Below are 19,465 nucleotides of genomic sequence, written 5' to 3'. Positions count from 1 at the left end.
CATTCGAGCCCTTGTAAAGGTTCCAGTGGCATGCTCCTCTGCCCCTGTCTGGACGCCGATCCGGCGTCCAGCGCCTGCCTTTTGTCCTCGTGGAAGTGCCGTTTAGTCAAGGAGACATGCGTGCCATCAGCCGTTCCGCAACCGGTCGCTGCGAAGCTGACGCGCGCGGCCATCTTCCTTGCGGTCACGATCAAGCCCAATCCGGAATATGACGCGGTGGTGCGGTCGCTGTGCGCTGACCTGGGCGCGCTGCTGCGTGCGGTGGGCTTCCGCGATCTCGAGGGCCGGCTGTCATGCGTCATGGGCATCGGCTCCGACGCATGGGACCGGCTGTTCGGTGCGCCGAAGCCGAAAGGCCTGCATCCGTTCCGCGAGATCAACGGCGTCCACCACGCCGTCGCAACGCCGGGCGACCTGCTGTTTCACATCCGCGCCGTGCCGATGGATCTGTGCTTCGAGCTGGCGACCCAGATCGTGACGCGGCTCGGCGATGCGGTTGCGACCTCCGACGAGGTGCACGGCTTCAAATATTTCGACGAACGCGACCTGCTCGGCTTCGTCGACGGCACGGAGAATCCGGAGGACCAGGCGGCCACCGACGCCACCATCATCGGCGACGAGGACACGGCGTTCGCCGGCGGCAGCTATGTGATCGTGCAAAAATACCTGCACGACCTGAAGAAGTGGAACGAGCTGCCGGTCGAGATGCAGGAAAAGATCATCGGCCGAACCAAGCTGTCCGACATCGAGCTCGACGATGCGGTGAAGCCGAGCTACGCGCACAACGCCCTGACCACGATCGTCGAGAATGGCGAGGAGCTCGATATCGTCCGCGACAACATGCCGTTCGGCAATATCAGCAAGGGCGAGTTCGGAACCTATTTCATCGGCTATGCCAAGTCGCCGCAGCGGATCGAGCAAATGCTCGAGAACATGTTCGTCGGCAAGCCACCGGGCAACTACGACCGCCTGCTCGACTTCAGCCGCGCCGTCACCGGCATGCTGTTCTTCGTCCCGTCGGCGACCTTTCTGGAGGATGTCGCGAGCGAGGCGCCGGCACCTTCGCCCGCCGAGCCGTCTCCGGATGACGCCGGGGCTCGCGACACACCTGCACCAGGAATACCGCCGTCCGACGGCTCGCTCGGGATCGGCTCACTGAAAGGAGAGGCTGGACATGAATAATCTTCATCGGGGACTCGCCCCTATCTCGGACGCGGCATGGGCCCAGATCGAAGAGGAGGCCTCACGCACGTTGAAGCGCCATCTGGCGGCGCGCCGTGTCGTCGACGTCGACGGTCCGAAGGGAACGGATTTCTCCGCGGTCGGCACCGGTCATCTCAAGAAGATTGCAGCGTCGGGCGACGGGGTCGAGGCGACGCAACGCGACGTTCGCGCGCTGGTCGAACTGCGCGTGCCGTTCGAGCTCTCGCGCCAGGCGATCGACGATGTCGAGCGCGGCGCGAATGATTCCGACTGGGATCCGCTCAAGGAAGCTGCGCGCAAGATTGCCTTCGCCGAGGATCGCGCGGTGTTCGACGGCTACGCGGCCGCCGGCATTGAGGGTATCCGTCAGGGCACCAGCAACCCGGTGCTGACGCTGCCGTCGAGCGTCAAGAACTATCCCGCCGTGGTCGCGCAGGCGGTCAGCCAGTTGCGGCTTGCCGGCGTCAACGGTCCCTATACGCTGCTGCTCGGCACCGAGCCCTATACCGCGATCGGTGGGGCGACCGACGACGGCTATCCGGTGCTGCAGCACATCCAGCGCCTGATCGACGGCAAGATCATCTGGGCGCCCGCGATCGAGGGTGGCGTCCTGCTGACCACCCGCGGCGGCGATTTCCAGCTCTCGATCGGCCAGGATCTTTCGATCGGCTATCTCAGCCACTCGGCGAAATCGGTTCAGCTGTATTTCCAGGAGACCATCACCTTCCTGATGCTGACGAGCGAAGCGTCGGTGGTGCTTGCGCCGGAGGCGAAGAAACCCGCCTAGTCTTGCCGGCGTTGACCTATCCGGGAAGTCTCCGGCCGTTGCCGGAGCTTCCGCCAAACGTGAAACGGAGAGGAGGCGCGCAATGGACTACGATCTCTACATCAATCCGAAGAAGGCATCGGTCGGTCTCTACGTCCGCAAGGGCGCCGGCCTTCCCGACCTTGCCGACGCCAAGGACTGGGTGTTCGACGGCACCTCGGCGCAGGCCAATCTGCCGCCGCAGCTCGTGAAGGAAATCGAGGCCAACGGCCACGCCTTTCGCGACATGGATTGAGCGCGTCTGCCGGCGTTATTTCTCGCCGACCTTCACCGGGGCGGTCTCGGGCATCAGGCTCATGGCCACGATGCCGACCGCCGCCGCGAGCAGAAGATACCAGGACGGCGCCAGCGGATCGCCTGACACGTGCAGCAGCCACGTGACCACGAGTTGCGCGGTGCCGCCGAACGTCGCGATGGCGACCGCGTAGATCGTGGCGAACACGCCGCCGCGAATGCTCTGCGGCAGCGCTTCGGTGAAGGCGGCATAGAACGCGGTGAACGGCAGCGATCCGATGAACGACAGGATGCCGAAGCCGAACAGCAGCGACCACGCGCCGGGGTCCTGGACGATCCACAGGAAGGCCGGATAGGTCAGCACCAGCACGACCAGCTGCGGCCAGATCATGATCGGCTTGCGGCCGAGCCGGTCGGCAAGCCAGCCGCCCAGCACCGCGCCGATGATCTGCAGTCCGTTGCTGACCAGCGATACCGTGAACGCCAGCGACGGCGACACATGCAGCGTATTCTTGGCGTAGGTCGTCATGTATTGCGTCACATAGGTCGAGATCGTGCCGCTGGCCAGGATCATCACCGCCAGCACGATGACGCGAAGATGCCGCCGCGCCAGCGCGACATGGCTCGAGCGTTCGACCTGCCCACCGACGTGCTCGCCATGCGAGACGGTTTCCGGCAGCGTGCGGCGCATCCAGATGCCGAACGGCAGACAAACCGCCCCGAGCAGGAACGCGACGCGCCATCCATAGGTCTGCAGCATGTCGGGCGCCATCGTGCTGCTCAGGATGACACCGACAAGCGCGCCCACCGTCGCCGCGATCTCCTGGCTGGCAGGCTGCCAGGCGACCACGAGGCCGCGGTTCCTCGGTGCAGCGATCTCGATCAGATAGGCCGTGGTCGGCCCGACCTCGCCGCCCAGCGCAAATCCTTGCACCATCCGCGCAAGGATCACGATGATCGGCGCCACAATGCCGATCGCGGCATAGGACGGCGTCAGCGCGATGGTCAGGATCGCGCCGCCCATCAGCGCGAAACTCAGCAGCATCGCCGGCCGCCGTCCGACCCGGTCGGAGAAGATGCCGAGCACGATGCCGCCGATCGGCCGCGTCAGGAAACCGGCGCCGAACGTCGCAAGCGACAGCATGAGGCTGCCGTATTCGCTGTGCGCGGGGAAGAAGGTGCGGCCGATCTCGGTCGCAAAGAAGCTGTAGGTGATGAAGTCGTAGAACTCCAGCATGTTGCCGATGGTCGCGGCAAAGGCTGCGCGCTTGACATCGAACTGTTCCCCGCTTGCAATCTCCGGCAACGCTCTCGGTTCCTTGTCTGCTTGTGCGAGGTTCCTTGTCTGCTTGTGCGAGCGGAGTATTATTCCTCTGACCATGTTAGGCAAGGCATGGAGAGCCGCGCGATCTGCATGCGACGCAAGCGACAAGAGGAACAGATCCGATGCCAGCCGACAAACTCTTCATCAACGCCCGGTTCGGTGACGGCGCCAGCCGCGATATGCTGGTCCGTGGCGGCCGCATCGTTGCGATTGAGGCGAAAGGCGAACGCCCGAGCGGAGTCGAGATCGTCGATCTCGGCAACGCGCTGGTCGTGCCCGGCTTCGTCGAAGGCCACATCCATCTCGACACCAGTTTTTACGGCGATACCTGGCGGCCGCACCGTCCCTGCACCGACGGATTCGACGTCCATGAGCGGGTGGCGTTTCAGGCCGAGAACCTTGCCGCGGCCGCTCCGATGGACGTGCGCGCGCGGAACCAGCTCGACCTCTGCATCGGGCATGGCACGACGCAGATGCGCAGTCACGTCATGGTCGACGGTTCGGTGGGGCTGAAGTCGCTGGAGACCATCCTCGGGGTTCGCGAGGAATACAGGGACTTGATCGATATCCAGCTCGTGGCGTTTCCACAGAACGGCATCCTCACCAGCCCCGGCACGCCGCAACTGCTCGACGAGGCGATCAAGCTCGGCGCCAATGCCGTCGGCGGGCTCGATCCCGCAAGCTTCGACCGGGATGTCGAGGGCCATCTCGACGTCGTGTTTGGCGTTGCGCAAAAGCACGGCGTCGATGTCGATATCCATCTTCATGACGGCGGCATGCTCGGTGCCTTCGAGGTCGAGCAGATCGCGGCGCGAACGCGCGCGCTCGGCATGGCGGGCCGCGTCACCGTCAGCCACGCTTACGGGCTCGGCGACATTCCCGCCGATGTACTGAAGAAGACCGCCGACAGTCTGGCGCGTTCGGGCGTGGCAATTATGACGAATGCGCCGGGCAGCCGGCCGTTCCCTCCGGTCGCCCTGTTGAGGAAGGCCGGCGTCACGGTGTTCAGCGGCAACGACAACATCCGCGACTCCTGGTGGCCCTATGGCGACGGCGACATGCTGGGCCGTGCCATGATGATCGGATACCGCTCGGGCTTCTACACCGATGAGGAGCTCGCGATCGCGTTCGACATGATCACCGCGGCCGGCGCCAAGGCGCTCAGGCTCGAGGACTACGGCCTGCATGTGGGGGCCAAGGCCGATTTCGTGACCTTGAACGCCGTGCATATCCAGGAGGCCGTGGTGGCGCGGCCGTCCGGGCGTTCAGTCTACAAGGGTGGCGTGCTCGTTGCGCGGGACAATCGCGTCGTCAAGGCCGCCGGCCAATCCTGAATCGGACGCTGCGTCCAATCGAACGGCTTAGCGGACCGGGGGAATGATCGCGCGGAGGATGTCCGCCTTCCAGCGTTGCCGGGCGCCGTCGAAGGCCGCAAAATCGTGGTCGAACTGCCAGTAAGCCCACGCCCAGCCATTGCGTTCCGCGGTTCTCGCCATGAACGACAGATACTTCGCGCGGCTCTCCGCGGGCGCGCGCTCATAGACGCCGACCTCGCCAAGATAGATCGGGCGCTGCTCCCTCTCGGACCAGGATCGGATCTTGTCGAAATCGGCCGCGGCCGTGGCCAAGTCTTCCGCAGAGCCCCAGCTCAACGGACCGATCTTCGAGAAGGTCGGCGACCACGGCGCGCCCTGATGGGTGAATTGCAGCGGCAGGTAATAGTGGAATGTGACGATCAGGTTTCGGTCGCCGGCAGGCAGCACCAGCTGATCGATCGGCAGCTCCTCGGTGTTCAGGATCGCGACCACGACAGTGCGCTTCGGGTTGGTATCCCGGATGATGGCAAGACAATCGCCGAGCAGCGCATTCCATTCGGCCGAGGTCATGTTGCCGCCGGGCTCGTTCAGGATCTCGAACACCAGTGCCGGGTATTTCCCCGCATAGCGCGATGCGACCTGGCGCCAGAATGCCTTGAGCTTCACGCCGCATTCGGCCACGTCGCGCTGGCAGAGATCGGTGTCATGCTCATCGAGGATCGGAACGAGCCTATTCGCCAGCACCTGCTCGATCACGGCATCGAGCCGCCGCAGGACGGCGTCATCGAGGATGTTGCCGGAGTCCATATGCCTGAAGCCGAAGAAGTTGATCCGGACATGGGAAAAGCCGGCCCTGCGAATCGCGGCGAGGTTTTCCAGGCGGAACGGCGCGTTCCGGTAGCCTTCCCAGATGCCATCATAGCCGAGAATATTGATGCCGCGCCCCAATGCCGCGGCGACCGGCGATGCCCCCTGCCCCGCAGCGTTCGCCGGCGCGATCAGCGGGAGAGCAAGTGCCGCCGCCGCCAGCATGACGAAGGCTCTTTGCAGAAGCAATCGGAACGCGGTCATGGCTGCTCCAACTCGCGCGGCTGCGCCCGCGATGACGGCACCGGCCGGCAGATGGCGAGGAAGAATGCGATCAGCAGCACCGACGTGAACATCGTCGAGCGAAGGAAGACCGTCTCGGTGAAATTGGTCTGGCAGTTGAGGAAGACGAATCCGATGATCAACGCGCAGTGCAGACGGTCGATCGCCCGCCCTGCGATCAGGCAGAGCACCTTGTAGGAAAACAGGAAGACGCTCGCCGTGAACAGGAAATAGCCCAGGAATCCGGTCTCGACGAGAATGGCGATATAGCCGTTGTGATAATTGTCGAGCACCCAGCCGTGGTTCTGGTTGAAATAGTCGTAGATCGCCGGATTGGTCCAGAATCCGTTGATGCCAAATCCGAACAGCGGCGCGTCATCGAAATGGCTGATGGCGTACTGCCAGATGAAGGTTCGCTCGGTGAAGTCGATCGTCGTGTCGAAGGCATGAATCGAATCGTATCCGGTCGTGTAGAAATACAGGATCAATAGCGCTGCCGCGACGCACATGACACATGGCAGGATCGCGTAGACCTGCATGCACCGGACCGACCACAGGGAGGTGAGCAGCAGCGCGCAGGCAACCAGCGACAGGGCGCCGGCGCCGCGCGACTCCGAAAGCATGACGCAGGTGGAGGCCAGCACGAACGTCACGAGGAACGGCAGCCATCCTTGTCCCGCTATCTTTCGATAGCAGGCGAAGAACATGAGATAAGCGCCAGCGAAGCCGAGGGTTTGCTTCGACTCGAAGACACCCTGCCACTGCCCCTTGTGCATCCAGGTCTGATCGACCCCAATGTCCGGGAGGACGACCGCACAAAGCGCAGAGGCCGCGATCAACGCGAACAGGCCGCGGGTGGCCGATGTCACGATGTCGTCGATATCGACGCGGGTGATCATGCAGAACGCGCCAAGCGTCGTGATTGCGAGCGCCGCGGCCTTCATCAGGGCCGCCACGCCGAGATTGGTCCACAGCACGGAAACAGTGGCGAACGCATAGAACGCGACGATCACGAGCGTGTCGAGATTGAGGGCCAGCCGCAGGCAGGGACGGATGAACAGGCTTGCGTAGATCAGGACGCCCCACATCAGCAGGGCGACGGCTTGCTGTACCAGGGTCAATTCAGTCGGAAGCAGCGCGGCGTGGAAGGTCCCCATCGACATGATCACATTGATGGTGATCGACCAACTGACGACGGTCCTGGCGAAATTTTCCGCCCCGACGCCGGGTGCCTGCCAGATCGAACTGTCGATCGCACGTCCGTCCATTCGGTTGTACTCCGCTCATGGAATGAGCTTGCTGCTCCGGTGGATCGGAGCAGCACATTGCACTCGTGAGAGGCGTCAGTCTTTCGTTGACGAGGATCGGGTCCGGTTGAACAGCAGATAGAGCGCGTGCGGGTTGGTCGTCAGGTAGCGCCAGAACAGCCGCCGCGGCTCGAGCCACAGGCGCCAGGCCCATTCGAGGCCGACGATCTGCATCCATCTCGGCGCACGCGGCCGCGAGCCGGACAGGAAGTTGAACAGCCCGCCCGAAGTCTTGATGACGCCGACATTGCCGAGCCGAGGCATGAATTCGTCGACGAAAGCCTGCTCATAGGGCACGCCGAGCGCGACCCAGAGAAAATCCGGCGCCAGGGCGTTGATCTCGTCCACCTTGGCCCGCAGCGCGTCACCGCGCAGATAACCGTGCGAATGGCCGACGATCTTGAGTGCCGGATAGGCCCGGCGGACATTGGCGATGGCAGCCTTGTTCTCGGCTTCGTTGGCGCCGAACAGATAGAAGGTCAGCCCGAGTTCTTCCGCCTTGCGCGCGACGTCGTGAAACAGATCCGTGGTCGCGACGCGCTCGGGAAGCGGATTCGGCGACCGAAGCTTGGACACCATGACCAGCGGTTGCCCGTCGGCGTTGATCAAGTCAGCGGTACGGAACAGCCGGTCCGTCATCGGCTCGGTCGAGCAGCGCGACAGCACCTCGCCATTGGCGGAGGTCAGATACAGCGGACGATTGGCGCGCCGGCTCGGATGCACCGCCTCGACCATGAACTCGGCGGTCTGCTCGCGATCGAGCACGGCGAGCCGCAGCCCGCCGATGGTCGCCCGGGGGACACCGGCCGTCGCAGCCCTGCCGACAGGATTGATACGCCGCTCCGGCGCGCCGTGTGGCAATGATCCGATCTCCGCCGGCGCCGGGGACATCCGCTCGGCCCGCGACGTGTCGCAAATCCGGACAGGCGGAGCAGCCATGTCCGAATTGAGACGCCGAGGCGGCTTGCGGTCGGCTTGCGGGGACGAAATTGCGTAGAAAGCGCGGGTTTTTTGGCTGTGACTCAGCATTTCGGCGGAACTCCAGGACTTGCGAGCCCTTAACTGCAATATCCGGTCCAGACCGGGCGCGATATCTCACCACGGCGCGATTGAACGCATCCTTAAGGGATTGTTAACGATGCTGATCCCTCGGACGCGGCCACGTTGAGATGACAGCCGATCGCAGTCGATGCGATGAAGGCAATGGCTCGACCTAGCAACAATGTGCAAAGGTCGAGGCATTGCATTAATACAAATCGTATTCTGCCGCTGCCCGAGCCGATCGACCTTTGCTATAACGGCCGCGTGCCGGATACAATCGGCGCTTTGAAACTGTCGTTTTGTTTGGTCTCACATGAACAAGAATGATGACGCGTTCGATGTCAGCATCGACGACGCATTCGACTTCCTGTCTGAAGAGTACGTCAAGTTATTTGAAGGCTCGGACGCGACCGCCTTCCAGCATCCGCTGTGGCTGGACAGCCTTTATCGCAAGCTCGCTCCCGCCGCGTCGGCCAAGCCGCTGGTCGTCGCCATCCGCCATCGTGCGAACAAGTCGCTTGCGGCCGTGCTGCCGATGCTGCGCGTGCGGCGCGGCCCGATGCGCACCATCGAATTCGCCGATCTCCGCGTGTCCGACTATTTGTCGCCGGTGTGCAGCATCGCGACATTCACCGACCTGCTGCAAGACCAGCGTGCCTGCGAACGGCTTCGACAGCTGCTGCGGCCGTTCGACCTGCTGCGCATACCCAAGCTGCTCGATGCGAGGATGCCGATCGAGAATCTGCTCGGAGCGCCCCACCGCAGCCTGATGGATACCAATGCTTACGCGACGGTCCTGGTCGCGCCGTTCGAGCAGTGGCAGATCAATGCAATGGGAAAGTCGTACCAGAAGGAGCTGGCAAAGAAATGGCGCCAGATCCACAAGAAAGGCACGCTCACTTTCTCATGCTGCGACGATAGCGCCTCCGTCGGCGAAGCCATGGAGACGATGAGAAAGTTTCGCGGACCGCGGTTTCACGAACAGGGTGATGGCGACCTGTTGCAGCGACCGGAGTATTTCGATTTCTACTCGAGCGTGGCGCTTCGCGGCATGGGCTCGTTTGCCCGGCTCTACGCCATGAAGATGGACGGCAACGTCATCGCCACCGCGCTTGGGCTGGTCCACCGCGGCAGCGTCCTCGTCGTCATGACGGCGTTCGATGTCGACGGGTACAAGAGCCAATCGATCGGCGCGCTGACATTCGAGGGCGTCGCCAGGGATTGCATCGAGCGCGGCGACCGGGTGCTCGATTTCACCATCGGTGACGAACCATACAAGATGCAGTTCGGCGGTCAGCCGACGCCGATGTCGGCCGTGACGCAGGCCGGGAGCGCAGCCGGCTCGCTCGCGCTGTTTGCCTTGAAGCAGGCGCCCTGGATCAAGCAGGCCGCCAAGCGTGTGACCGATTTCAGGCCGGTCCGCACTTCGACCGGCACGCGCTAGCGCCGCCCGGCGCTGGCAGCCCGATCAGCGGAGCGCGCCGCGGACGCGCATCACCCATCCCGGATGAATCCGGTCCACCCGGTGCGTGATCATGCGGCGCAGGAAGTGCAGCTTCCGCCGCAAGTTCCAGCGCACACCGGTGTTCGACGTCAGGGCCTGGCGGAAGTTCGCCAATTGCAGCGAGTGCTGATCGGCGGCGAGCTTGTCCCGATCGGAATAGAACTGCGCAATCTTGTCCACGCCCATACCGGCGGTCTCCAGCCAGCGCGGCACATAGTCCGTGCAAAGACGTTCGACATCCACCAAGAGGCGGCCCACGCCGGTTCCGGCCGCGGGACAATTGGTCTGAAACGCATCGCCGATCAACACGACGCCGGGCTGCAGATGGCCCGCGGTCACGGTCAGATCCATGACCCAGTTCTGCACCTGGCCGACCACCTCGAAATCGCCGAGATAGGGCTGCAATCCCGGCATCAGGCGAAGCAGCGTCCGTCTGGTGTCGCGGCGCAGCTCGCGCATGATCGGATCGGTCGGATCGCGGAACATGAACAGGTTCGCCCGCATGCCGCCCGACATCGGAAACAGGCTGAGATAGTCGACACCGTCAGCCGCCTCCTCGCCGTAGCAGGTCAGCGCATCGAAATCGAACGGCGCGTTGTCCGGCCGTGCGATCGTGAAGCCGAACGAGACAGAGTGGCGCGCAGCAAGCATCTGCCGGCGCATTCCGAGACTGTGGCCGAGCACGTTCGCCATGCCGGTCGCCAGAACGACCAGACGCGAGACGACGCGTTTTCCCGAGGCCAGCGTCAACTGCTGACGTTCCTCGCTGCAGCTGACATTGGTCACCTGGTCGAGCAGCAAGCTCGACGCATCAGGCGTCAGGCCGCGTGCCATGTTGACGAGGTTGGCATAGGAAATCCCGTAGGACCGGCCGACGCCGATATCGACCAGCTTGCCGCTCCTGATGTTGAGCACCCGGTCATAGGGCGCGGCAATGGCCTCGACGTCGTCGATGAAGCCGAGGCGGCGCAGGATATCGATCTGCCGTCCGGCGATTTTTTCGACCCGGAATTCGTCCGGCGGGATCGAACGCTTGTCGATCAGGACGACGCGGTATCCGGCTCGGGCGAGCACAGCCCTTGCAAGCGAGCCTGCCAGACCGGCTCCGACAATTGCGACGTCCGCTTCGATGACCTCGGTCTCGCAGGCCACGATCGGCTTGGTCGCACTTTTCTCGGCAATCATGATGGTCCGCTCCGACGGCTAGAGCGTTTTCGAGCGAAGTGGATACCGGTTCGCGTGAAGAAAACGCGTCAAAACAAGAATCTAGAGCCCCGTTCCGATTCCATCGGAACGGGAAAAGCTCTAGTGGCCGCAGAACTGCAATTTCCTTGCCTGCGGTGTCACCTTGCCGATCGAGCACGGCGAGTTCCAGAATCGAGGTTAATGACAACGTCCGGACCACGATCAGCGGTCTCTCGGCACATGGCTTGCACGACGGTCGGCCATGAAACCGATCCTTTGCAGGCTCCGCAGCGGGATGGCGAGGCGATTGCCAGGCCATCGAGCAGCGACAAATGGCGTTGACGCGCAAGCGCGGTCTCTTCCGGCTAGATCCGCGCCACTGGGCCCGGCGCTGGAGACAAATCCAACCTGCGCCGTTTGGAGACAGGGCAGACGGCGCCGTTCCAGAATGGAGCAACGCGACCTGGTCCTGTTCACAACTGCGTTGGGCCCGGCAGCCCTTCGAAAGGAACGGAATCTTAGCAAGAGAACATTAACACTCCAGGCTTCACCGATTGCTGCGGTCAACAGCCCGACTGGATATTGAGACGTCTCTGGTGATTGCCTCCGTGCTCCAATTGTTACAGCGCGACGTTACGCGCGGCGTTGCCGGGACCATCCTGCTCAAGGTTGGTAGCGGCGGGCTCGCATTCGCGTTGTTCTCGCTCGCCGCGCGGGCGATGACGCCCGACGCGTTTGGAGACTTCGCAACCCTGCTCTCCGTCGCCCAGATCGCCTCGGTGGTGGGCTTGGTCGGCCAGGAACTGCTCCTGGTTCGGTTTCTCAACGAGTATGAGGTGCGCGGCGAGGCCGAGTTCACCAAGGGTGTGCTGCTGTCGAGCCTGAAGAACTCCGCCATCGGGATGCTGATTTCGATCGCCGCGATCGCCGCGGTGGCAGGCATTCGCGGCGAGTGGTGGCTGTTGATCCTGTCGGTCTCGGCGTTCACCGCGATCAATGCAGGGCTGATGCTCGGCAGCCAGATCGCGCGATCGCTGGTCAGTATCCTGATGGGTGAAGGCAATCGAGAGTTCTTCTGGCGCGTCGCCGTCGTCCTGTTCCTGATCGCGGTGCTGTTCGGCCACCGGCAGCTCACCCCCGCCGAGCTGTTTAGCGCGATGTCGGCCGCCATGGCCCTCGGGCTCGTCGTGCAGATCGTATCGATCGTGCGGGTGCTGCCGAACCTGCGGTCGGTCACGGCGCGCTTCGAGGCCTCACGCTGGAACAAAAGCGCATTCCGGTTCTGGCTCGCCTCCATTCTCGAGGCGGCAAACCAGTATTTCGACGTCATCCTGGTCTACTGGATGCTGGATCCGGCCACCGCCGGCGTCTATTTCGCCGCCTCGCGGCTGGCGAACATCTTCGCGATGCTGTCGGCTGCGCTCTACACGTTCGGGGCGCGCCGGCTGCCCTCGCTGTATTTCAGCAAGAACCACGGCGAGCTCGAACATACCCTGAAACTGATGGCCGAGGTGACCGCGCTCTGCGTGCTCAGCGGGCTCGTCATTGTCTGGTTGGGCGCCCCTTATCTGCTCGGCCTGTTCGGACCGCATTTTGCCGCGCAGCAGTGGGTGTTGATCGTGCTCGCGATCGGAACGGCCTTCCAGGCGGCAGGCGGGCCCTCTGCTGCTGTTCTGCAGCTGACAGGCCATGAGCGTGATTATGTTCCCGTCGTCGCAGCCAACGTGGCGCTACGGCTGCTGGGATTTGTCGTGCTGATCCCTTGGCTCGGCGTGCTCGGCGCCGCGATCTCGGCGACGGCTTCGCTGGTCCTCGCCACCATCGCGCTCAACATGCTGTGCCGGCGGCGGACCGGCGTCGACCCATCCATTCTAGTGCTGTCGCGTCTGTGGCCGTCGAAAGGTGACGCCTACGCGGTCCGCGTTGCGGACAGCAACGACTAGATCGCTTTCGAGCGAAGTCGATACCGGTTCGCCTGAAGAAAACGCGTCAAGACAAGAATCCAGAGCCGCGTTCCGATACTATCCGAACGGAAAAGGCTCTGGCTTCAGCTGAACCGCCTTCAACTCGCCAAGCCGAGCGCCTCGCCCTGGCGACCGCGAACGGCGGCATTGATCGCCACGCGATTGACGACCAGCGCGGTCGGGACTGAACCATAGCCGGATAGATCCGTCTGCGCCTTGCCGATCGCGGCCGAGTTGGCGGCCCCTTCGCGAACCACGAGGATCACCAGGTCAGCATGGGCAGCCAGCGCCACCGCGGCCGGCTGCAGGGCAAACGACGATGCGTCGACGACGATCAGACCGAAATCGGCGCGAATATCGTCCGGCGGATAGGGCGGCGCCTTGCTGCTGGCACCCAGCAGTTCGACGACGGACGGCAGATCGGCCTTGATGATCCCCGATCCTTGCGGCGGCGCGGCCTCGGCGCGCCTGGATTCCATCTCGATCAGGACGCTGAGCATTCCGTTCTTGACGGCGGATCGGTTCAGCGACCGTGCAACGGTGCTGCCGCCGGCACCGGCCTCGACCGACAGCAGCAGCGCCACCTTGCCGTGCTCTCCCGGAAGCTGCTCGATGTTCTCGATCAGCAGCTGAAGATGCGGACTGAGATCGGGTTCGGCCGTCGACGAGATCGGGGTCTGCCAGACGCTTCTGACGACGTCCGGCGACGCGATGTTGGGAATGCGGGCCAGCACCGGCAATCCCGGCGGCGGCGCGGGTTGCGGCGCGGCGGGCGCCGGCGGTGCGGGCGCCTCGGCCCGACGCAGCGGCGGAATGGCCTTGATCGGGAGCTGCTTCAGATTCAGGCCGGGAACGGCGACGATCGCCGTCGACGTCAACAGCGAGACGATCGCGAGCGCGACCAGCAACAGCGGAAGCGGCGGCAGCGTCGAGCGCACCGGCGGCGTCGCAGGCGATGCGACCTTGGTCTGCGAGCTCTGCAGCAGCCGCTGCTCGTCGGTGGTCTTGTAGCGCGAGAGGAATTGCTCGTAGATATTCTTGTTGGCATCGGCGTCGCGCTGCAATCCCTGCAGCTTGACGAGCGCCTGACCGTCGACCAGGATTTGCTGTTCGACCGCCTTCTGCTGATCCTCGAGCGCTTTCTGCTGATCGCGCTGCGCCTCATATTCCGACTTCGCGGTGTCGATGTTCTTCTTCCGCTCGATCTCGATCTGTCGGTTGAGATCGCTGAGCTGGCTGAGGGCCATCACGAGGTCTGGATGACGGTCGCCCAGCACCCCGCGCTTCTGTGCGATCTGGTCGTTGAGCGCGGAGCGCTGGGCGCGCAGCGCACTCAGCAGGTCCTGCTTGACGGGGCCGTCGACATTGGCCTTCAGGTCGCGCTGCAGTTGCTCATAGCGGACCTTGGCCTCCTCGGTGCGAGCGCGCGCGGCGGCGACCTGCTGGGTCAGATCGGTGACGCGCAATTGTTGCGTCGTCGATTCCTTGCCGGCGTTGACGATCCGGTGCTCGAGCTTGAACTTCGCAACGGCATCTTCCGAAGACCGCAAGCGGTCGTCCAATGTCTTGAGCCGGCTCTTCAGCCAGTCGGCGGCTTCGTCGGTCGCCACGCTGCGCGTGCCACGCTGGCTGGCGACGAACGCCTCAGCCACCGCATTGGCGTAGTAGGCCGCACGCTGCGGGTTGTTGGACGTGAACTTGATGGCGATGACATAGGTCAATCCGCGCCGGGAGATGTCGAGCCGGTTGCGAAACCGGTCGAGCAGGCGCGTCGGGTCGGTTCTGCCGCCGGAGATGTCGCTGTCCTCGGCGACCTTGAGTAGCTCGATCAGCGGCCCGAGAAATCCGTCGGATTTGGCGATCTCGACATAGCTCTGCAGTGCTGCGGCATCCTGACCGATCCCCGGCAGGACGTCCTGATCGGTGGTCACGCGCTGCTCGCGCGGGTCGACCACGACGAGCGCGGTCGCGGCATAGCGCGCCGGAATCAACATCAGCAGAATGACGCCGACCGCGAAGATCACCGCGGCGAGCATCAGAATGCGTTGACCGTTCTCGCGGAAAAAAGCCACCACGCCGGGAATGCTAAGCACGCCCTTGGTGGTTTCCGCAGAGGATCGGCTGGTCGGCACGCCGGCAGCTTCCCACGACGCGGCGGGTTCCGTGGGTTCGGAACGTCTCGGGCCTACGCGGCTACCGAACTTCATGGGGCTGTTACTCGAATTCAACTGACAGTACAGCTCCAATGTAAATATCTATGGTTAATCCACGGTTACCCCCTCCTCATGCGGACGTAACCAATTAGTTAACGAGCCGGCTGTACCCTATGTGTGAAACAATGGCTCTCGATTGCTGGCAATGTCTGATCGCACTAAATGAGCAGTAACCTCAACACGCGCTACTCGATCTACGAGCGCGCTTCGCGTGATAAGTACGCGCGCAATAGCGAGGGAGACGATTTCTCTCCTTCGACGGGTGAGGAAGCCGTGCTTCATTACAGGCCAAGCACAGAATTGCGCGAGGCATCGACCGCATCACGCAATCAATCGAACGAGAGCAAGCCAAAGCTGCGTGTCGTCCTGGTACAGACCCAGGCCGAGAACGCCGGCGCGCAGGAGATATCGCGGCTGCTCGGCGCGGGCCTCTCCGCGCGCGGCTATGACGTCGCCAACCTGTTCTTCTTCCGCAAATCGGATTCCTTCGACGAGCCGCCCAATACTTTCTATTGCGCGCCGAGCCGTCCAGGAAACCCGCTGGCGCTGCTGCGGATGCTGTGGACGCTCGCCGGTCATCTCAGGACCATCAGGCCCGATGTCGTGCTGACCTTCCAGCACTTCGGCAATGTGATCGGCGGAGGCGTGTCGCGGCTCGTCAGCCGAGCCCCGGTGATCGCCAATCAGGTGTCCTCGGCGATGTCGATGAGCATGCCGGTGCGCGCCGCCGACATCTTCATGGGCACGACCGGCTTCTTCCAGTGCATCACGCTGAATTCGCGCGACATGGAGCGTGAATACGCCCACTACCCCGCGCCCTATCGCGCGCGCATGACGCACGTCCCGCATGGCTTCGACGACAAGTCGCGCAGCCTGCCGAAGGACGTCGCGCGGCAGCAGTTCAGGCTGCCGCCGGATCGCACGCTGCTCGGCTGCGCGGCGAGGCTGCATCCGCACAAGCGGCTCGATGCGGCAATTCGCCTGCTGGCTTCCGACCAATCCTGGCATCTTGCCCTCGCCGGACAAGGCGCGGACGAGGAACGGCTGCGAGCCCTGGCAAACGAGCTGAAGGTCGCGGACCGGCTGCACTTCATCGGCGAGATTCCACCGCGCCAGATGGCCGAATTCCTGGCGTGCCTCGACGTCTTTGTATTTCCGACGCAGGCCGAAACCTTCGGCCTCGCCGCGGTGGAAGCCGCGAGCGCCGGCATTCCCTGCGTCGTCAACGATCTGCCCGTGCTGCGCGAGGTACTGTCCTACCAGGGACAGCCCGCGGCGGTGTTCGTTGACGCGGCTAACGAGGCGGAGTTTTCGGCCGCCGTGTCGAAAGTCCTGACCGATCGTTTGTTGAGCGACCAGCTGCGGCAAAGTGCCGTGGGCCTGAAGTCGCGTTATTCGTTGGATGCCATGATAGAGGAATACGTCCGCATTCTCGGCAATGCCGTGGGAGTGGACGCGCACTAGGAAATTGGGCTGGACATGATTATCGAGTTTCGCTGCGATCGCGCGCAGGCGCGGCTCTGGATGCGCCGCGAGACGCTGCGCGTCAGCGATCAGGATATTCCCGTTCAAATCGCCTGGACGACGACGCCGGGGCCGAGGCCAGCCGGCCTCGACATGCTGTTCGAGCTCGAACGCATCGTGCTGCGCAAGGGCAAGGCCGGCGACGTCGACAGGCTGAAGGCGATTGCGGAACGGCCGCGCATGGGCAACCCCGATGTGGTGGTCGACTTCACCACCGCCGCGCGGGACCCGAACTGCTCCGCCAGGCTCTATCTCCGTCCACACTTCAACGGACAGGCGGGCGAAGCCTCCGCACTGGCCGCCATTCTCGCCGGCGACCTGCCGGTGATTGAAATCGTCAACGAGCTCGACGGCACGGTGATGGACCGCGGCCATCCCTCGGCGGAAATCGCCGCCGGCCTGAGCGGCGGGCTCGAAACGGTGATGGCGCGCACCTTGTCCATGCTGCCGCCGATATTGTCGGGGGCTCCACGACTGGTGCCGCAACTGGCTGTGCCGGCGGCCAGCGCGCCGCGAAATCCCGCACCCTTTGTCCTGCGCGGCGTCGCGACCTCGATCGCGAAGGAAATCTACCGTCTCTGCTGCTATGCGCCGCATTGGCATGTCGGTTGGCGCTACGCCGACAACGCGGATGTCTGGCGGACCGGTGGCCTGTCGGGGCCTGCCTGGAACGTGCTCGGCGATCCCGGCAATCACTTCTATGCCGATCCCGTCCCGGTGAAGTGGCAGGGCAGGACCTTCGTGTTCTTCGAGGACCTCGACCACCGCACCGGCAAGGGCATCATCTCCGCGATCGAATTCGACGGCAAGGGTCCGGTCGGCACCGTGCTGCCGGTGCTCGAAGAGCCGTGGCACCTGTCCTACCCGTTCCTGATCGAGAACAACGGCGAACTGTGGATGATCCCGGAAAGCACCGCGCACCGGGATGTCCCGATCTACAAATGCGTTCGCTTTCCCGACAAGTGGGAACGGCAGGGCACGCTGCTGTCCGGGCTCGAACTCGCCGACGCGACCATCACGCAGCATGACGGCCTCTACTACATGTTCGGAGCCTGGCGCGACGGCACCGGCGGATATTCCGACACGCTGGCGATCTATTACGCCGAGCAGCTGTTCGGGCCGTGGCGGCCGCATGCAAGCAATCCGATCCTGATGGATCGCGCGACGACGCGGCCGGCCGGCAATTTCGTGACCATCAACGGCAAGCTGTGGCGGCCGGTGCAGGACTGCAGCAACGGATACGGCGCGGCGCTCGGACTTGCGGAAGTGCTCGAACTGTCGCCGACGACCTACCGGCAGGCCGTGCGCCATCTGCTCAAACCCGGGCCGCTGTGGACCGGACGCAAGCTGCACACGCTCAACCGCTGCGGCCGGCTCGAGGTGATCGACGGCTCGCGGGTCCAGCCGAAGACCACCGCCTTGCTGAACAGCCTGCGGTCAAGCGACCGACCAGCGCAGCGGGAGTGGCAAGGCACGCTGGCGAAGCCGATCGCGCGACGGCTCCACTAGCCTCGGTCGACCCGGTTCAGTTCAGGTCGGCACTCAGCACGCCGCCGAACTGCTCCCATGAGCTTCCGGTCCAGCGTTGCAGCTGAAGCTGCGTATAGGCCATGCTGTTGTCGGGGCCTGTGTTGATGGCGATGCCCGGCATCAGCGTCGGCAGCACGAGCCCTCTGATGTTGCGCGCCTGCTTCACGATGTTCTCGCGCGACAGGTCGTCACCGCACTGCTTCAGCACCTGCTCCAGGATCTGGCCCTGCTGGGTGCCGAACAGATAGTTGTTGTCGCCGATATCGGCGCCTGGGAGATATTTCTCGAAATGGGCGCGATACCATTTCATGCCGGGATCGTCGGCCCACTTCCTGTCGTTCGGATCCTTGGTGACGGTCGCCACGACAACGCCCACCGCCTTGTCCGCGCCCGCCGGCACGATGGTCGCGGACACCGAGCTCGACACATAGTTGACGATGGTCAGCGGCGACCAGCCGATCTCGTTCGCCTTCTTGATCGCCTGGGCCACAAATTTCGGTGTGCCGGCGATCAGGAACGCCTGCGCACCCGACGCCTTCAACGTCACCACGCGGGATTCGATGGTCGGCTCGGTGACCTCATAGGGAGACGTCACCACCTTCTTGTCGAAATCGGCCTTCAACACCTCCTTGAACGCGGCGACGAAATCGCGGCCGAGATCGTCGTTCTGGTAGAGGATCGCGATCTTCGCATCGGGCGCCGTCTGCGTAATGTATCTTGCGTAGATCTTGCCTTCGGTGTTGTAGCTCGGCAGTCCCGTGGTGGTCAGCGGAAATTCCGCGAAATTCGTAAACTTGGTCGCGCCGCTGACGACGAACAGATGCGGCATCTTCTTCGCGGTGACGTATTTGATGGTCGCGCCGATGCCGGGCGTGCCGAGCGGGCTGAACAGGAACGCCACCTCGTCGCTCTCGATCAGCTTGCGGGTCTGCTCCACGGCCTTGGGCGGCGTGTAGGCATCGTCATAGGTGATGAGGTTGATCTTGCGGCCGTTGATGCCGCCGCGGTCATTGACGGAATGGACGTAGGCGATCAGGCCCTTGCCGGTGTTGCTGAGCGGCGACGCCGGCCCGCTGAACGGGAACGTCGCCCCGACCTTGATCTCCGATTCCGATACCCCCGGCGTTTCGGCGCGGACTGGAGCCGCGGCAAGCGCCGCGAGCATCGCAACGGACACGGCAAACGTCTTCAACAACATGAAATTC

At 63.7% G+C, this 19,465-nt stretch carries 15 protein-coding genes; 8 read left to right on the top strand and 7 right to left on the bottom strand.

What is annotated here, in order from left to right:
- The first annotated feature begins 120 nt into the window (after positions 1-120).
- The 3 genes from ACVIYL_RS18270 (at position 121) to ACVIYL_RS18260 (ending at position 2,264) form a co-directional block, all read left to right on the top strand.
- Entirely contained in the window at positions 121-1,182 is a 1,062-nt protein-coding gene (locus tag ACVIYL_RS18270) for a Dyp-type peroxidase (protein ID WP_456779371.1), read from the top strand.
- Entirely contained in the window at positions 1,175-1,990 is an 816-nt protein-coding gene (locus tag ACVIYL_RS18265) for a family 1 encapsulin nanocompartment shell protein (protein WP_456779370.1), read from the top strand. The genes ACVIYL_RS18270 and ACVIYL_RS18265 overlap by 8 nt, the downstream gene beginning before the upstream one ends.
- Positions 1,991-2,072: 82 nt before the next feature.
- On the top strand, positions 2,073-2,264 hold the full coding sequence (locus ACVIYL_RS18260) for a hypothetical protein (RefSeq protein ID WP_057019217.1): 192 nt from the start codon (positions 2,073-2,075) through the stop codon (positions 2,262-2,264).
- A 15-nt stretch (positions 2,265-2,279) separates the two neighbouring features.
- Here the strand turns inward: ACVIYL_RS18260 and ACVIYL_RS18255 are convergent, their stop codons facing one another.
- Positions 2,280-3,569 carry an MFS transporter gene (locus tag ACVIYL_RS18255; RefSeq protein ID WP_456779369.1) on the bottom strand — a complete coding sequence of 430 codons (1,290 nt, stop codon included), beginning with the start codon at positions 3,567-3,569 and terminating at the stop codon, positions 2,280-2,282.
- Between the two features lie 140 nt (positions 3,570-3,709).
- Between ACVIYL_RS18255 and ACVIYL_RS18250 the strand changes: the two genes are divergently transcribed.
- On the top strand, positions 3,710-4,921 hold the full coding sequence (locus ACVIYL_RS18250; RefSeq protein WP_456779368.1) for an amidohydrolase family protein: 1,212 nt from the start codon (positions 3,710-3,712) through the stop codon (positions 4,919-4,921).
- 27 nt (positions 4,922-4,948) lie between these two features.
- Here the strand turns inward: ACVIYL_RS18250 and ACVIYL_RS18245 are convergent, their stop codons facing one another.
- The 3 genes from ACVIYL_RS18245 to ACVIYL_RS18235 form a co-directional block, all read right to left on the bottom strand.
- The gene (locus ACVIYL_RS18245; protein WP_456779367.1) at positions 4,949-5,974 is read right to left on the bottom strand and encodes a glycoside hydrolase family 5 protein; all 1,026 of its coding nucleotides are present in this window, start codon (positions 5,972-5,974) and stop codon (positions 4,949-4,951) included.
- Positions 5,971-7,260 (bottom strand): O-antigen ligase family protein, encoded by a 1,290-nt coding sequence (locus tag ACVIYL_RS18240; protein ID WP_456779366.1) that lies wholly within the window; start codon positions 7,258-7,260, stop codon positions 5,971-5,973. Before ACVIYL_RS18240 ends, ACVIYL_RS18245 begins: the two co-directional genes overlap by 4 nt.
- 75 nt (positions 7,261-7,335) lie before the next feature.
- Positions 7,336-8,190, bottom strand: coding sequence for a WecB/TagA/CpsF family glycosyltransferase (locus ACVIYL_RS18235; protein WP_456781852.1), 855 nt, complete (start codon positions 8,188-8,190; stop codon positions 7,336-7,338).
- Positions 8,191-8,653: 463 nt separating this feature from the next.
- On the opposite strand from ACVIYL_RS18235, the gene ACVIYL_RS18230 reads away from it, so the two are divergent.
- Positions 8,654-9,784: a GNAT family N-acetyltransferase gene (locus ACVIYL_RS18230; protein WP_456779365.1), complete on the top strand. Its 1,131-nt coding sequence runs from the start codon at positions 8,654-8,656 to the stop codon at positions 9,782-9,784.
- A 24-nt stretch (positions 9,785-9,808) separates the two neighbouring features.
- Here ACVIYL_RS18230 and ACVIYL_RS18225 read toward each other — a convergent pair whose 3' ends face one another.
- Positions 9,809-11,029: an FAD-dependent oxidoreductase gene (locus tag ACVIYL_RS18225; RefSeq protein ID WP_456779364.1), complete on the bottom strand. Its 1,221-nt coding sequence runs from the start codon at positions 11,027-11,029 to the stop codon at positions 9,809-9,811.
- 617 nt (positions 11,030-11,646) lie between these two features.
- Here ACVIYL_RS18225 and ACVIYL_RS18220 point away from each other — a divergent pair.
- Complete coding sequence (locus ACVIYL_RS18220) at positions 11,647-12,972, top strand: lipopolysaccharide biosynthesis protein (protein ID WP_456781851.1); 1,326 nt, start codon at positions 11,647-11,649, stop codon at positions 12,970-12,972.
- Between the two features lie 119 nt (positions 12,973-13,091).
- On the opposite strand, the gene ACVIYL_RS18215 is transcribed toward ACVIYL_RS18220, so the two are convergent.
- Positions 13,092-15,200: a GumC family protein gene (locus ACVIYL_RS18215; protein ID WP_456779363.1), complete on the bottom strand. Its 2,109-nt coding sequence runs from the start codon at positions 15,198-15,200 to the stop codon at positions 13,092-13,094.
- 279 nt (positions 15,201-15,479) lie between these two features.
- Between ACVIYL_RS18215 and ACVIYL_RS18210 the strand changes: the two genes are divergently transcribed.
- Both ACVIYL_RS18210 and ACVIYL_RS18205 read left to right on the top strand, forming a co-directional pair.
- A complete protein-coding gene (locus ACVIYL_RS18210) occupies positions 15,480-16,670 on the top strand; it encodes a glycosyltransferase family 4 protein (RefSeq protein ID WP_456781850.1) in 1,191 nt (396 codons plus the stop codon).
- Between the two features lie 15 nt (positions 16,671-16,685).
- The gene (locus tag ACVIYL_RS18205; protein WP_456779362.1) at positions 16,686-18,239 is read left to right on the top strand and encodes a glucosamine inositolphosphorylceramide transferase family protein; all 1,554 of its coding nucleotides are present in this window, start codon (positions 16,686-16,688) and stop codon (positions 18,237-18,239) included.
- A gap of 16 nt (positions 18,240-18,255) precedes the next feature.
- Here the strand turns inward: ACVIYL_RS18205 and ACVIYL_RS18200 are convergent, their stop codons facing one another.
- Positions 18,256-19,458, bottom strand: coding sequence for an ABC transporter substrate-binding protein (locus tag ACVIYL_RS18200; RefSeq protein WP_456779361.1), 1,203 nt, complete (start codon positions 19,456-19,458; stop codon positions 18,256-18,258).
- Positions 19,459-19,465: the final 7 nt, after the last annotated feature.

Source organism: Bradyrhizobium sp. USDA 3315, from assembly GCF_054056795.1.
The sequence above is the reverse complement of the archived record's forward strand: the minus strand, read 5'-3'. Positions and strand labels throughout refer to the sequence as shown.